This window comes from Neobacillus sp. FSL H8-0543 (assembly GCF_038592905.1).
Lineage (GTDB): Bacteria > Bacillota > Bacilli > Bacillales > Cytobacillaceae > Neobacillus.
On the sequence record NZ_CP151943.1, the window covers coordinates 1,293,568 to 1,309,933 of the forward strand.

Annotated in this window: 15 protein-coding genes; all 15 read right to left on the bottom strand. The window is 30.2% G+C overall.

Annotated features, from left to right (window positions below; all coding sequences use genetic code 11):
* Positions 1–25: 25 nt before the first annotated feature.
* Positions 26–1,078, bottom strand: a complete 1,053-nt coding sequence (locus tag NSS81_RS06865) for a ketoacyl-ACP synthase III (protein ID WP_342432767.1) — start codon at positions 1,076–1,078, stop codon at positions 26–28.
* A 138-nt stretch (positions 1,079–1,216) separates the two neighbouring features.
* The gene (locus NSS81_RS06870) at positions 1,217–2,350 is read right to left on the bottom strand and encodes an acyltransferase (protein ID WP_342432768.1); all 1,134 of its coding nucleotides are present in this window, start codon (positions 2,348–2,350) and stop codon (positions 1,217–1,219) included.
* 100 nt (positions 2,351–2,450) lie between these two features.
* A complete protein-coding gene (locus NSS81_RS06875; protein WP_342432769.1) occupies positions 2,451–2,603 on the bottom strand; it encodes a hypothetical protein in 153 nt (50 codons plus the stop codon).
* Positions 2,604–2,664: 61 nt separating this feature from the next.
* A complete protein-coding gene (locus tag NSS81_RS06880) occupies positions 2,665–3,849 on the bottom strand; it encodes an aminotransferase class I/II-fold pyridoxal phosphate-dependent enzyme (protein WP_342432770.1) in 1,185 nt (394 codons plus the stop codon).
* A gap of 106 nt (positions 3,850–3,955) precedes the next feature.
* A complete protein-coding gene (locus NSS81_RS06885; RefSeq protein WP_342432771.1) occupies positions 3,956–4,576 on the bottom strand; it encodes a sugar transferase in 621 nt (206 codons plus the stop codon).
* Positions 4,577–4,657: 81 nt separating this feature from the next.
* Positions 4,658–5,695: a UDP-glucose 4-epimerase GalE gene (gene galE, locus NSS81_RS06890; RefSeq protein WP_342432772.1), complete on the bottom strand. Its 1,038-nt coding sequence runs from the start codon at positions 5,693–5,695 to the stop codon at positions 4,658–4,660.
* A gap of 179 nt (positions 5,696–5,874) precedes the next feature.
* Entirely contained in the window at positions 5,875–6,822 is a 948-nt protein-coding gene (locus NSS81_RS06895) for a PIG-L family deacetylase (protein WP_342432773.1), read from the bottom strand.
* 201 nt (positions 6,823–7,023) lie between these two features.
* A complete protein-coding gene (locus NSS81_RS06900; protein ID WP_342432774.1) occupies positions 7,024–8,565 on the bottom strand; it encodes an oligosaccharide flippase family protein in 1,542 nt (513 codons plus the stop codon).
* 214 nt (positions 8,566–8,779) lie between these two features.
* Positions 8,780–9,721, bottom strand: coding sequence for a glycosyltransferase (locus NSS81_RS06905; protein ID WP_342432775.1), 942 nt, complete (start codon positions 9,719–9,721; stop codon positions 8,780–8,782).
* 63 nt (positions 9,722–9,784) lie between these two features.
* The gene (locus NSS81_RS06910; RefSeq protein WP_342432776.1) at positions 9,785–10,852 is read right to left on the bottom strand and encodes a glycosyltransferase family 2 protein; all 1,068 of its coding nucleotides are present in this window, start codon (positions 10,850–10,852) and stop codon (positions 9,785–9,787) included.
* 35 nt (positions 10,853–10,887) lie between these two features.
* A complete protein-coding gene (locus NSS81_RS06915) occupies positions 10,888–11,982 on the bottom strand; it encodes a glycosyltransferase (protein ID WP_342432777.1) in 1,095 nt (364 codons plus the stop codon).
* Between the two features lie 19 nt (positions 11,983–12,001).
* Positions 12,002–13,018: a glycosyltransferase family 2 protein gene (locus NSS81_RS06920; protein WP_342432778.1), complete on the bottom strand. Its 1,017-nt coding sequence runs from the start codon at positions 13,016–13,018 to the stop codon at positions 12,002–12,004.
* Positions 13,018–14,022 (bottom strand): glycosyltransferase, encoded by a 1,005-nt coding sequence (locus tag NSS81_RS06925; protein ID WP_342432779.1) that lies wholly within the window; start codon positions 14,020–14,022, stop codon positions 13,018–13,020. Before NSS81_RS06925 ends, NSS81_RS06920 begins: the two co-directional genes overlap by 1 nt.
* Positions 14,019–15,038, bottom strand: a complete 1,020-nt coding sequence (locus tag NSS81_RS06930) for a glycosyltransferase family 2 protein (RefSeq protein WP_342432780.1) — start codon at positions 15,036–15,038, stop codon at positions 14,019–14,021. The genes NSS81_RS06925 and NSS81_RS06930 overlap by 4 nt, the downstream gene beginning before the upstream one ends.
* A 164-nt stretch (positions 15,039–15,202) precedes the next feature.
* Positions 15,203–16,309 (bottom strand): polysaccharide pyruvyl transferase family protein, encoded by a 1,107-nt coding sequence (locus NSS81_RS06935; protein WP_342432781.1) that lies wholly within the window; start codon positions 16,307–16,309, stop codon positions 15,203–15,205.
* Positions 16,310–16,366: the final 57 nt, after the last annotated feature.

The window sequence follows — 16,366 nt, forward strand, 5'->3', positions numbered from 1 at the left end:
TTATATTCCTCTTTCCTGAAATTAATTACGCCTCAATTGGGTCTGATATAAGAGTTGAGGATAAATCAAGTGCACAGGATGCCCATGATAAACCGACACCAAAACCACAACATATCACTTTTTGGAGCTGATTACTTTCAGATAATTCTTGACGTTTAATAGATAACATCAAAGGTATCGATGCTGGACCAGTATTACCCACATTAGCTACAGAGATTGGCACGGAATTCTTCTGTAATTTTATTTTCCTACGCAAATACTCGAGCATAAACTTATTTGCTTGATGGAGAGCATACGTACCTACCTCATCTTTTCTCCATCCAGTTACATTGAGCAGCTCATCTATCATTGGGGGAATTTCTCTTAAAGCGAATGACATGATTTCCATTCCATCCATGCGTACGGTTTCTTCGTTACGAATATTCCCGTCCTCTGCTTCTATGGGAATTGAGGTCCCATCACTGATTGGTTTTCGTGAACCACCCGCTGGAATGATTAAGTTTTCAGCTCCAGAACCGTCTGTTCTTAAAATAAAATGTGATGTGGATTCACCTTTTTCAACAAGCGTCGCACTGCCACCATCACCGAAAACCATCCGAATAGATCGATCTCCCGGATGAACCATTCTTGTCGAAGTATCACCTACACATACTAAAACTCTTTCACAACCACCAGCTTCAATCATCATAGACGCTTGGTATAAACCATAAACAAAGCCAGAACAACCATAATTAATATCAAAAGCAACTGCAGTCGTAGGTAACCCAAGCCGGTGCTGAAGTAAAACACTTGTAGCAGGCATTTTATAATCTGGGGTTTGGGAAACAAAAACAATTCCATCAATTGTTGATGGATTAACTTCAAGCTTTGCAAATAAGTTTTCAGCTGCAGCGACACATAAATCCGATGTGCATTGTCCTTCTCTTGCAACTCGAACCTGTTCAATACCTGTGCTTGCCACTATTCTTTTTACCTCTTCATTTCCAAAATCAGCGGCTAACGTATTAAAATCAAATATATCCTTTGGAATTGCTGTTGATATACCTTTTATAATTGAATTCTTAAACCTTGCCCTCATTTTTTACCACCTTTTTCTAACTAATATTTAAAATTAAACAATCAATGTACTAGTATTCTCACCCATCGTTCTATAAATTGTTCATTATTGCAGTTTTTTTGTTCTTAGTAAAGAACAAAGATATATATAAAACACTTATTAACTTGAGCGTTTTTCTTCGACCAAGACAGGTTCTTTAATGTTATATGAAAATTTATCAGATAAAAATTTTGCAAGTTTAATAGAAGGTTTTTCAATAAAATACCATGCTAAGTTAGAAATAATTAGAGTAATGATCACAGCTAATCCCATAATTATTATAATAGGGATTTTACCGTAAAAAACATATAATAAAGTAAGTAAGACAGGAAGGTGGTAAAGATATACCCCATAAGAAATTTTCCCGAGATATTTTAAAGGCCTCCACAAAAGGATTTTTGAAGCTAATGTAGATCCCAGTACTATAACTAACAAAATTGAAACTCCTATTGAAGTAAGCCAATCAGCCAACAACGGATTACCAATGAAATCTGAATAATTGTAAATTAGATATCCTATAATGAATAAACCAATCTTGAATCCTTTATTCAGAGACTTGTATCCCTCAAGTAGATTTGATTTATATTTGCTTATTAGTATTCCAATGATAAACATTAAAATATAGAATAAAGTCTTGTAAATAGGCTGATAAGGATCTTGAAGAATTAAGTGAATTGCTGCACCGATTACTGCCAAGCCAACTCCAAGTGCCAAATTTATCTTCCACCTAAACCGTATTGCCATAACCATCAATAAAGGAAATATAAAGGCTATCCTTAGTTCATGGATAAGGCTCCAGATTGCAATATTGTAGGCGTAAACATTATAATTTCCAATAAATAGATAATGGTTTATTATTAGTTCTACGTCCACTGGGGCCATCCATAGTGCATTGAATAATCCTCCTAGTTCGGAGTTTCCTCCTTTCGAGAAATATATACTAGTCAAAATGGCAAAAGTAATAGCTATTGCGTAAGGAATATACAATCTGACAATTCTTCTTATAATAAAAGATGGGTAAGAAAGTCTCTTCTTTCTAAAGAATGGCAAAGAAAGAACAAATCCGCTCAGAATAAAGAAAAAAATAACACGCTTATCCCCAATTAATAAATGATGTAAAGGGCTTAAATTTATTAAGTGCCATATTAATCCTTCTTTCCATGAATTCGGTAAAATCATAAGCATATGAAATATAAAAACTAACATTGCTGCAATACCTCTCAACGAGTCTAGTTCTTCATAGCGTTTGTTCATCAATTTTCCTCCAATATTAAACGTTCAAAAACCTAAATTAATATAAGTAAGATAATGTCACGACTATTTACAATTCTCCATTTTTCAGGTGATACAAAACTTATTTGGGTGTTTTCATTAACAATTTAATTTGTGACTTTATTTCATTAATTAAATCTACTACATTAATATCCTTGTTTTCTTGGCCCTTTTCGTAAATATCTATTAATATTTCTTTTAACATTTGCTGATCAAACTTCTCTGAAACATTCATAAATCGACGTTCCCCACCTATTATCCAAATAGAAAATATCTGTAATCTTAAAGCTTTTATTTTATAAAACTAATTTTATTTTCCTCTGGTAATCCTTTAATTTAATAAATTTCAAAATACAATTGATTACTCTCATTTGCTGGACTTCTGTCATGCTTGACCCAGATGGGAGGCATATACCCTTCTTGAATAAATCCTCTGCAATATTTTCATTTTCACTATGAGAATAATATAAAGCTCCGGTAAAAAGAGGTTGCATATGAAGTGGCTTCCATACATAGCGAGCTTCGATATTTTCTTTTGACAAAAACTCTATTAACGATCTATTTGATATTCCTGCATCTTTTTCTTCTATTAATAACGTTGTAAGCCAACGATTAGATCGTGTATTTTCTAATTCATTCATAAATGATATTCCAGGCAGTTCAGATAAATATTGACGGTAAACATTAAAAATTCCCCTTCTAGCCCTCACCCTTTCCTCCAAAACCTCTAATTGGGCTCTACCTACGCCTGCTAAAATATTACTCATTCTATAATTAAACCCCATCTTACTATGTTGATAATATGGGGCATGGTCTTTAGCCTGAGTTGCCAAAAAACGTGCTTTATTAATTGCATCACCATCGTTGGAAACCAGCATTCCCCCCCCAGAAGTTGTTATTATTTTATTGCCATTAAATGAATAGATACCGAATATACCCATTGTTCCACTTGCTTTTCCCTTATATATGGATCCAAGTGATTCAGCAGCATCCTCTATAACAGGAACATAGTATTTATTACACAATCGAATAATTTCGTCCATTTTTGCACTTTGACCATATAAGTGAACAACGATTACTGCCTTTGGTAAAGTTCCTTCTAACTCGGCTTCCTTTAAAGCACGTTCTAATGCTTGAGGAGACATATTCCATGTATCAGGTTCTGAATCAATAAATACCGGTACGGCACCTTGATATAAAATGGGGTTGGCGCTGGCTACAAAGGTTAGCGTTGAACAGAACACCCTATCACCCCGCTTAATTTCCAGCAGTTGTAAAGCTAAATGAATTGCTGCTGTTCCTGAACTTACAGCCACTGCATCATTCACTCCAACAAAAGATGCAATTTCTTTTTCAAAACCATCAACATTAGGTCCTAAAGGAGCGACCCAATTCATATCAAAAGCATTGTTTATATATTTTTGTTCATTCCCACTCATATGAGCCAACGAAAGATATATTTTTTCTTTATCATTTATCATTTTTCACACTCCCAGATATCTACTGATAACAAATAAAAAAACTATCGAAAGATTTAAAGGTCGATAGTTTTTAACATAATACTTGTTTTATAAAGTATAGAGGGGGTTACAAGGAGTTATAATTTTGATGTTTTCTAGTGGCGTCTCCCTCAAAATCTGGCATTGTAACGTGATTTTGATTACTAATTCCTTCTGAAGTTATTACTTTTTTTATTGTTAGAAGTAAAATTTTCATATCAAGTATAAAACTTCGGTTTTTAACATACCAAACATCCAATTTGAATTTTTCTTCCCATGCTATCGCATTTCTGCCATTAATTTGTGCCCACCCTGTAATTCCAGGTCTCACAAGATGACGCTTGGATTGTTCTTCTGTGTATAACAATAGATATTCTGTTAATAGTGGTCTAGGTCCGATTAAGCTCATATCACCTTTAATGACATTCAAAAGCTGTGGAAATTCATCTATGCTTAATTTTCTAAGAAGTTTTCCAAACGGAGTTAATCTTAAATCATCCCGTAATAATTCACCTATTTTATTTCGCTCATTTGTCATTGTACGAAATTTATATAATACAAAAGGTTTTCCATTTAATCCTGGACGTTGCTGCTTAAAAATAATTGGGCTTCCAATCTTTATTCTAATTAGAAGAGCAGCTGCTGAAATTATCGGTAAAAATATAATAAGGATAAGACTAGATAATAATAAGTCAAATAATCTTTTCATTTTCCACCTCAATATTATATTGATAAATTTAATAGCCGAAAATTAAAGGTATTTAACAATATTCATAAATGATTCGTAAAATTACTTCACATTAGTAAAAATTTTAGTATTTTCATAACCATTTGGATTATTTGCCTGCCATCGCCATGAATCTTTGCACATTTCTTCAACTCCTCTAATGGCCACCCAACCTAGCTCTTGCTTAGCCTTTAAAGGATTGGCAAAACATATGCCAATATCCCCAGGACGCCGCTCAACAATTTGATAAGGGATTTTTCTTCCAGATACAGTCTCGAAGGTATGAATCATTTCCAACACACTATACCCTTTGCCTGTACCTAGATTGTAGGCATCAACACCTTTAAATCCTAATACCTTTTCTAGGGCTTTAAGATGCCCTATTGCAAGATCAACAACATGAATATAGTCTCTGACACCAGTACCATCCTTCGTAGGGTAATCATTACCAAATACCTTTAGTTCATTAACTTTCCCAACAGCTACTTGAGCGATATATGGGAGAAGATTACTTGGAATGTTATTTGGATCCTCACCAATTTGCCCACTCTTATGTGCTCCAATAGGATTGAAGTAGCGCAAAAGGGCAACACTCCATTCATGGTCAGACACATTAAGGTCACGAAGGATTTCTTCTATCATCTGCTTTGTTCGTCCATATGGATTTGTTGCTCCTAATGAAAAGTCTTCAGATATAGGTACAGTGTTAGGTACACCATATACAGTTGCTGAAGAGCTAAATACAAGTTTTTTAACACCGTATTTTTTCATTACTTCACACAATCTTAAAGTCCCTGTAATGTTGTTGTGGTAATACCAAAGTGGCAAACTTACTGACTCTCCGACTGCCTTTAAACCTGCAAAATGAATCACAGCATCAATACTATTTTCGAAAAAAACAGTATCTAAAGCTGCTCTTTCAAGTAAATCTATTTGATGAAATTTAAAGTCTTTTCCTGTAATTTGACGAACGCGATTTAAAGATTCTGCTTTACTGTTTAGGAGATTATCCACAACTATGATTTCATAACCTGCATTCAACAATTCCACGCAAGTATGACTTCCAATGTATCCTGCTCCACCAGTAATTAATATTTTCATAAGGAACACCCCTTCCTTGTTTGTGGACTTAATATTATTTTATTTTTGATAACGAAAAAGGCATCACAACTAGTAACTAATTGAGATGCCATCATTCTGATTTATATAGTAAATGTATAGATAAATAACCTTTTTTGATTTTATTTTCCTCCCCCTTGTTTAATTAACAAGTAAAGGAATTACAAATATTCAATTATCTCTATGGGTGAGGGGATTAGCCTTAACCAAATATAAAAAGCCATCATAGACTTATAAAATTCTTTTACTATAGGTTTTAATTTTCTCTTTGGAAATTGACAGAGTTCAAATAATTCCATTTCTAACTTAGAAGTTTCAGCTTTACGTATAGTTTCACCTTGTAAGTAAAATTGTTCAACATTTTGGGAATTATGACATGCTAGCATTTTTCTTTTCAGAATACGCTCTTCTTCTGAGATATCTATTCTAACTGCTTTTACATTAGATGATTGAAGAGACAAAAAATTCACATCAAGTGCTCCTAGAGGCTGTATTGAATTATATTCAGTCCATTCAAATATATTTGAATAACCTATTTTATTACATATAGACTTTACAACAAAACTGGTTATATCATGATCGATATGCCCTCCCTCAATACAATGAACGTAAATACGCCCTGGATTTAGTTTTTGTATGAGCGTTTGAACATCCCCTGACATATTTTTAATATACCGTTGAGTGCCACCATCAGGATATCCAAGACAAAATATACTTTCTTTGGGTATATTTATTATTGATAAGGCTTGTATAGCCTCCCTATACCGTATTTCCGATTTCTTTTTTGATTCACTGACTTTAAGATGCCAACTTTCACCGGATCTGCCAGTTCCATTCGTAACAAAAACAACTTTAACATTTTCTCCATTCAAACTATGTCTTGTAATAGTGGTACCTACGCCTAATACATCATCATCAGGATGTGCCGCAAAGACGAGAACATCTGTATTGTTAATGTATTTAGATGGAAATTCACGTCCCAACATTTTACTGGGATATCTATATAAACCTCTTATATATTCTATCTTCTTAATAATCTTTTCATGTCCATGAGTATATTGAATTAATTTATTTAAAAGCATTTTAATAATTTTTTTTTCAAAAAGCAAAATTCACACCTACCTAAATAAATTCTATGGTTATAGGAAAAGTCTTTACGGAATCATATAAACATAGTATCAATCATTTTTTTATTTACCTCCTTATCACTTTAGAAATTAATTAATTCTGAGATAAAAAAAGGCATCTCAGTTAGTTAATACGATGCCCTTTTAAGTATTTGATTTTAGCAAATGTAAGGATTTCTGTTATTACGCCTGAGATCCTAATTTTACTTTTACAACAGAAAAAATATTACCTAATACATTTCTTATTTGCAGGAATTCTGATTTCTTATAAAAAACTCCTAAATATATTAAGTTAGGAATCGTTAAACATACAATCCCTTTTACAACCAAAGACATTAAGCCATTTTCTATTACAAGAGCATCACATATTTGAGTTGTAATGAAACATGAGAATAAAGTTATTATTGAGTAGAATAAATATGTTTGAAAATACGATCGCACACCCCTATTAAAGATGTGCTTATAAACTAACCGTGGAGCATTCCAAAAGACAGTACTTAGAGTACTAATCGTCGTACCTATAAAAATTCCTGCTAAGCCTAAATATTTCAGTAATATTATCGATACCACTAAATTTATTGTAGCTTCAATTAGTGGCATATACTTATCCTGTACAAATATACCTCCAGTTTGCTTAAATGTTATAATTGATCTTCTCATTCCTGTAATATAAAAATTAATCAATAATACAGTAAAGGTCAAAGAATCTAATAAGTACCCTTCTCCAATCCAAAAATTTAGAAATGGTTCAAGAAGGTTATATAAGAATATAGCGCCAATTGAATATAACCAAAAGTTTATTAAATAGATCATCTTAAAAACAGAATACTTTTTGTCTTCATCCTCGGAAGCAATTAAATTACCTATACTGGCTGTGATACCTCCCAATATTGGAGTTAACAGAGAACCTAATTGCCCTATAATCATTATATAATTTGAATAAAGGCCTACAGTAACAACACCCATAAATGTAGATATTAAAATATTATCTGTTCCGAAAACGGCGTAAGTTCCTAAATTGTGAAAAAACAATGCTTTTATACTTTTTATAAGTTCATCTTTTTCACTTTTCGTTATAAAATATTTATCTCTTGTTTTTATATATTTATATCTTTTCTCCACAATCCTACTATTAATAATTGCTTGTATCAAATTGATGACTAGTTCTATTAATAAAAATAGTAAATAGTTTTGTGTTAATAAAAGTACGATTATTTTTAATAAAGTTGCTAGTATGTGAAAAAGTATATTTATTCTAGTTAAAACATATTCCTTTTGATCAGCAACTATTAATGCTACTCTGTGTGCATTCAAATATGAAATTATATTTTTCGTAACAAATATAAAATAGGCTAAGTGTATATAGGATACGGATTCGCTACCCTTCAATATTGTATCTAAAAATGGATAAAACAAAAGACTTAGGATAAAAGTCACAATTGCTAATATTGTATATGCTTTTTTAAATAATTGCACCAGTGCAATTATTTTTGGTTTATCCTTATCTGCTAATGGTTTATATAGATAATAGGTAATACTAGCACCTATACCTCCTTCTATTAACGCAAGCATACCTAAAACATTAGTAAGTACTCCATTTACTCCCAGATACTCAGTTCCTAAGCTATCTAAGAATACCTTCCTAGAAATGAAACCTAGTAGAATTATTATTAATTGTGTTGATATACTAATCGCTATATTTTTTATGGAATTTATACTTCTCATTTTAATCCCTTCTCATTTAATTTATTTCAAATTGCTCAAGACATTCTAAATGAGATTATTGTTTTGGTTTAGGGTTGGAATTCCTAATTTATTTTATTCTTCATTAATAACAACACAAAAGACCGAAATAGATTCTTTATCTCGGTCTTTTGTATTGTTTTATGCATAATAAACCAACTAATATAAAAAAATTCCACTGTTATTTAATAGAAGATTATTTTCTGGTTACAATTAAACGATATATAGGGAAACAGAAACAAAAAAAAGCAAGCGCTACTTTTTCTTTAAATGTTAGCAGATTACTTCTTAAAATATAAGGATAATAACTTTTATATAATTTTCTAGACTTTTTAACAAAATCCCTATTCTTATTACTGAACATATACTTTGTACAATAGTTTAACATATCTTTCTCTCTTCGTAGGCAGCCCCAAACTATATCTGGTTTTAACATATTTTCTTTTTTTATTGTTAATAATGTTTTTGATGCTGCATCAATTATATCTTCATTTATCTTTATTGTTTCGGGGTGAGTAATGCTTCCAGCTCTTATTGTATAATGATAATTAGCATTCCCATTGTAAACAACATTTTCTACATTCAAGAAAATATCAGTAACAATTAAAAAGTCCTCATATATTTTTCCAGTTTCAAACCTTAAATTATTAAAAATAAATCTTTTATACAATCTATTAGGAATACACACTTCTAAATCATCAGATAAAATAGAACGTTCTAAAGCTTCCACCTTATTCAATACCATAACACGATTATCTTTAATTTCTTCACGATCACTAGCCTGTATTCTGGCAATACTAATATCACAATTATGATTAATTATTGAGTTATATAGGATTTCATACATATTACTTGCTATATAATCATCACTATCAACAAACCCTATATAATCCCCTTTGGCAATATCGAGTCCAGCATTTCTGGCAGAGCTTAGCCCTCCATTTTCTTTATGTAAAACAATTATCCTTTCGTCCTTTTTTGCATATTGATCAGACATCTGTCCACTATTATCTGATGATCCATCGTTGACAATTATAATTTCAAGATTTCTATAGGTTTGATTTATTATAGAATCAATACATTTACTAAGATAATCCTCCACATTGTAGACAGGGACAATTATAGAGATCTTTTCCATTATTCCACCTACCAATATAGTAAGTAGGAGAACCCATTTTCAATGAATGAATACTCCTTAGTTTTAAATTTGTGAAGATAGTTTTTTTCCTACACCTTTATTAAACAAACTACTTTTTTGTATAATTCGTAAAAAGTTGAAATAAATCAACAAAAAAAGTATCCGTTTACTTCTAGCTTTAATTAATACTTGGAAGACTTTTATTGATCTGGATGGATTGCTGCCATCCTTTACAATTTCTTTTGCAGTCGCATTATTAATAATTGCAGTAATTTTTTTGTATTTCTCCTTATTATTATATTTACATTTTCTATTAGAAAGGTTAATAACTCCGTAAACTACCTCAATTAAAAAGTCAGAGCCTACCTTTTCAATAAAGCTTCTTTGGGAAGTGCATACTAATGTGTTTTTAAATGAGTTATATATCTCCATTTGTATGACAAACTGATCTTCTTTATAATTATTCATTAAACTAGTTTTTATATCATAATAATTATACAAAACCTTTTTTATATAACTGATACTATTACTACACTGAAAATAACTAAAATTAAACAATGCATCTTCTCCTAGTGATAGCCTTGGGAAGAAAAGGTTATTGTTTTTAATAATATCTACACGATATATTTTATTCCACACATCGAAAAGAAGGTTTGCATCATACAACTTAATAAGCATTTCATCATAATTATTTTTATTGTGCTTTTTCACGTTTTTGTTTTTTAAATTACTAATGGAATACGTTCTTTTTTGGTCATCATCAATTATCTTATCGTAATCACAAATAATAACATCACTATTCGTTAATATTATATTGTTATACATTTCCTCAATCATATTTATATCGTAACAATCATCAGCATCAATGAACTGTATAAATTCCCCCGTGGAATTTTTTATGCCAATATTTCTAGTTTCACCTGGTCCAATATTATTATTATTTTGGTAAACTTTAATTCTTGTATCTACATCTGCAAACTGTAATATTATTTCCAAAGAATTATCTGTTGAACAGTCATCAACAATAATCAACTCTAGATTCCTATAGGATTGATTAATAACACTTTCAATACTTCTTCTTAAGTAACTTGCTGAATTATATACTGGCATTATAACGCTTACCTTATCCATATACTTTCCACCTCTAATTTTTTGTAAGAATAAGCCTAACTAAATAATTCAACAATATTTTGTGATACGTTTGCTTTTGAAAAAGGAAAGGTAATCGACTCATGTTTGTTATTTTTATCCGTGTTTTTTATTGATTGCATTTTATAAAATCCGCCATCTATATCTTCCACAGAATTGACTAATAATCCATTTGTATATCCCTGTAATAATTCCTCTGGTCCTCCACATTTAGTAGATATAATACATTTATTTAAGATCATTGCTTCAGCAACTACCAAACCGAATGATTCCACCTTAGAACTACACACAACTACATCACACTTATCCATGTACATATAAGGATTATCGACAAAGTCTAGTATCTTCACACGGTCTTCTAAATTGTTAGTTTTTATGGCTTTTAACAAGTTGCTTTTCTCTGGACCAGATCCAATTATAGTTAGATTAACATCGAAGTTTTTATCTTTGATTTTTTTAATTGTAGATATAACAGAAATAAAATTCTTCTCTTCCGATAATCTGCCAATACAACAAAATTTAACGCCTTTCTCAAATGGATAATTATTAGTTGATACTGCTTTTGATAACCTTCTTACATTTACATCATCAATTAAGTTATATATGACCGAAATATCAAGCTTTTCAGCTAGATAAATCTTATAATGGTTTTTGATATAATTAGATACACTAATACATTGGTCAAATTTCATAAGGCATCTTAATAATTTATCTTTTGTCAAAAAGTAATATAAATTGTTATCATTGTATAATGGATCATTATGTTGCCAACAATATCTTTTAGTATTTCTCCCCTTTATGCCCGAAACGAGTTTAGTCGGCATACCTTCTTGATAAGCAACAATAAAATCATATTTTCCCCTTATAAATACATTAGATAACACCTTGGGTGGTAATATTTTAAAAGCACGGTTTATTTGAATATTTCGTCTACTAAAGATATGTTTATACTCTATTCCTTTTGATAACATTTGCTCAAGCTTATTACATTGATATATAGATAGCACTGTAATCTTTGTTTCCTTATTTTTTAATATGCTAATTAAGTCTATTAAGGATTTTTCTACCCCACCAAATTCACTTGCTTCTAAAACAAATAAAATGCTCTTCATATACCACCTCGGTTATTAACTAAATTAATGCTTTATAGATACCCTTCAGTTTACAGATGATGGTAATTACGTAAAATTGATTAAGCCTTAATAAGAGAAGTATTATACTGTTGTATCGACTAAACTCATAATTCTTATATTGAACATGGAGTCCCCATTCATTTTTTGTTTGAAAAAGAAGTCTTCTTTTGTCCTGATTAGGTATCTTCTTGTTTTGCATTATGCTTTCAATTTGATAAATTCCTTCATTCATCTTGTTAGTAATTAAATATTCTTTAATATCTACATCGAATTCCTCAGCATATTCCTTCTCTGCTTCCTGCAATCTTCTATATATATAATATCTGTTACTGTAATATTTTTGTGAAAGACTAAACCCGTTTCGTATAAAATAAATGTATACAACATCTTCTATCGTATTTATCTTTTTAGATCGTCTCAAGACACTAAGGTTAAATATTAAATCTTCTCCAAGAGTTAAGTCGGAATCAAATAAAATATTGTTTTCTTTTATCAGCCGACAGCAATAGAGTTTGTTCCAAAGGGCATTTATCATTTTTTTCTTTTTTAACATTACATAATTAGAAGCAAAATCTTCTGTGGAAAAAACATTTTCATTCTCTAAAAATCTCTTTATCCTGTTATTGTCTTTTTTATAACATATATTTTCCTCATATCCTCCAATTACTATCTGAGAATTATGCTTCTCTGCTGCTTCAACTAGTTTACTGGTTGAATGTTTCGGTAATATATCATCGGAATCAATAAATCTAATATATTTTCCACTGGCTGCTTTTAAACCAATATTACGTGCTACTGAAACCCCTTGATTTTCTTTTGCAAAAATTCTTACTCGATTGTCAAGAGTCTTATAGTGTTTACAAATATCCAAACTTTTATCTATAGATCCGTCATCAATTAATAATACCTCAATTTCTTTATGTGATTGATTTAATACACTATCTATAGTCTGAGCAAGATGTTCTTCTGAGTTATATATTGGTAAGATTAGACTTACTAATACATTAGTACTCATTACAATAACTCCTTCTCTTTGTAAAAATAATTCATTATTATTTTATTACTAATTAATATTTTGCAGATTCTATATCCAAAAAGCGAACATAAACTAAGTATTTTGTAAATTCTAGAAACATTTTTATCATTCATCATAACAGCAAAACTTTTCCTAATATTTTGTGTGAGCATTTGACCGATCTTATTAAACTCATTTTTAGGGTATTTATAATTATATTTTAATAATTCTATTAGAAGCCCACAGCAGCCATATGCATAATAAAACTTGGTATAATCCAATAATTCTTTATAATTGTTGTTGTCTATAAAATTAGTCATTTCTTTTATAGCTTCAAGGTATTCAAGCTTCCTCTCATTAAAACTGTTACGCAGAATACTATTTGCTCTTTGTACATAATAATATTTTGAAGTATCACAGTACACAATTCTATTTGATTTTGCGAATAATTTATATGTTGTAAATACATCTTCAAATATCTTTCCTTCAGGATATCTGACACCTTCGAATAATTTTTTGCTATATAATTTATCAACTGCATAATGGTGGATAATTTTTGCTTCTAATAAAGATCTCAATCCTTCAAGGTTATTTAGAACAACTACCGCATTAGTATTTGATTCTTTTATTGAATGACTTTTGTAAACTCTCTGAACCTTACAGACAGAAATATCTGCGGAATTTTTTTTCATATTACTTAATAAGGTTTCATACATATCATTTGCTATATAATCATCACCATCAATAAAGCCGATGTAATCTCCAGTTGCTTTATCTAATCCTGCATTTCTTGCGGAACTAAGACCACCATTCGATTTATTAATAATGATTATTCTCTCATCACTTATTGCAAACTTTTTTATTACCTCAAGGGTTTTATCTATCGAACCATCGTTAACCACTATTATTTCTAAATCTTTGTATGTTTGCGAAATTATTGATTCAAGACATTTCTCAATATACATTTCAACATTATAGGCAGCCACAATAATACTTATTTTCATCTTAACGCCCGCTTTATATTTAGAATTTTCGCAGATAATAATATGAATCTGCTATTTTTTGTATTTAGTATAAATTCTAAAACTTTGGTGGAAAGATCATCATAATGATTATTAGTAAGAATTTCTTTTATTTCATGTCTGCAAAGGATTTCATTTATTAATTTTAGTTTTTCTTTATGCGAAAACTTACAATTGCTTTTATAAAAATCCATAAAATAAGCCATGATATCTCTGATCAACATCCGATCTATCATTGCTTGGTTTTCTCGTATTACCCCCCAATAGGATAATAGTTCCTTCAACTCCATAATAAGGGTAAACCTTAATTCGAATCTATTTGGTCTAAATCGTGAAACAAGCCCTTCTCCTTTTTTTACAGTATAATTTACCAAAGCTCGATTTAAAATCTTAACATCTTGGATATCTCTAATAACAGATAGGTTAAATTTTAAATCTTCGCCTATGTTTATATCAGGAGGAAATAATAAATTATACTCTTTTAAGTAACTAGTTAAGTAAATCTTATTCCAAGGTGCATTGATCATTTCATTCCTTATTAACGGTATTACAAATTTTCTAAATTTCCCCTTGTTTGAAAATTGTAGATTCTGATCATTTGGAAGTAAACAATTTGAATACTTATTTTCATATTCAACATTATAGCCAAATATCACCAATTGAATTTCACTATCAAGTTCAGATATTATTTTTTCTATAGCCATTTCTACGTAATAGTCGTCAGCATCTAGAAAGGTAGTGTACTTTCCTCTTGCATGGTTAATTCCATAATTTCGTGCAAAACTTACACCGGAATTAGGTAAATCGAAAACCCTAATACGTGAATCTGCATCTGCATACAATCTCATTATTTGTAAGCTATTATCATTAGACCCATCATTCACCAGTAACAACTCAAATTCTAAAGAAGTATGACTCAAAATACTATCTATAGCCCGACTAATTGTTTTTTCGGCATTATATACTGGTACAATAATTGATATTAGCGGTGAATCCATCAACTTTTGCTCCTTTGCTTATTTAGTATACAAAATAAAGTAAAAAGAACTAAAGGTGTGTTCGTGGTAAATCAAAACCGTCCTATAAGAAAGAAATTACCCACATAAATGAAGGTAATTAAAAATTATTAATAAAAATATATAGCCTATAAACCTCGACAAAGTCAACTTATTTCCCTAATTATTTTTGAGCGAGTAGAATTGCTTACTAAACTTATAAGCGTAGAAAAATTCTCATAATTAATTCCTTCTTTAATATTCCCTACTTGATTTATAACTTTAAGATATTCAATTAGTTCAATTACTTGATCAACGTTTTCATTATTAGTAAATTTGATATAATCTAAGTGAGTTAGCCAATTCTTGTAACTATACTCAATTTTATGATTAAAGTTATTAAACACGATACATGGTGTGCCAGTTATTACACAAAAAATCATGCCATGTAATCTGTCAGTTAATACAACCTCTGCATTTCTAAAAGTATTCCATATATTTTGCAACTCTTCGTTTCTTTGACTAATTGATACTCTATGTTTTACTATTGAATCTGTAACAATAATATTTTGATATTTTTTCTCAAGTCCTATTATTAGATTCTCTTTAAAATTATTATCAATTTTTTGTTCTAAATCATTTCTAAAACAGGTAACAATTCCATTTCTAGAATTTTCTCCTCTGAGATTTAAAGAAAAAACTATATCCGGTGACAAAAATACTTTTTCTTCCCCGAACTCTTTTTTCATTATTTGGTATGACTTAGTTTCTCTGGCAACAATAAAAAAATTTTTGTTACTTTTATATACCTTTTTGGTTCCCATTAATGCAATCTTCCCAAGAAATGTATCGCTAAAGCTTATTGTTTGTGGGAAAGATATTATCCTCACGTTTTTAAAATAACTAACAATAAACCTTCTAGTTAATTCTTCATAGAGATACATATCCCCCATATTTCCCCCACCATGTATGACTATTAAATCGTTAGTTCTAACATTTTTCTTAATCATTTTTGCCTTTTTGAATACTTCTTCAAAAGAAATTTCTATATATTGGCAATCTTTAATATTATTTAAAAGAAAATCCTTTTGTGCATATGCAATTCCATGGTCCCCTAAATTTCCATGGGTCGGAGTCTGTAAAACAAAAATTCTCCTTTTTTCATTAACTTGCTCAATCTTGTTTCGCTTATTTCCAATAATAAAATTTTGCAAAAATGGTCCTAAAAAGCCATATTGTATATAGTGCTTTAGCTGTTTTAAAAATACTTTCATCCTATTTAGTAACTCCTTTATTAAAAATATTAAGAAAATAAAAGATGCTAACGAAAT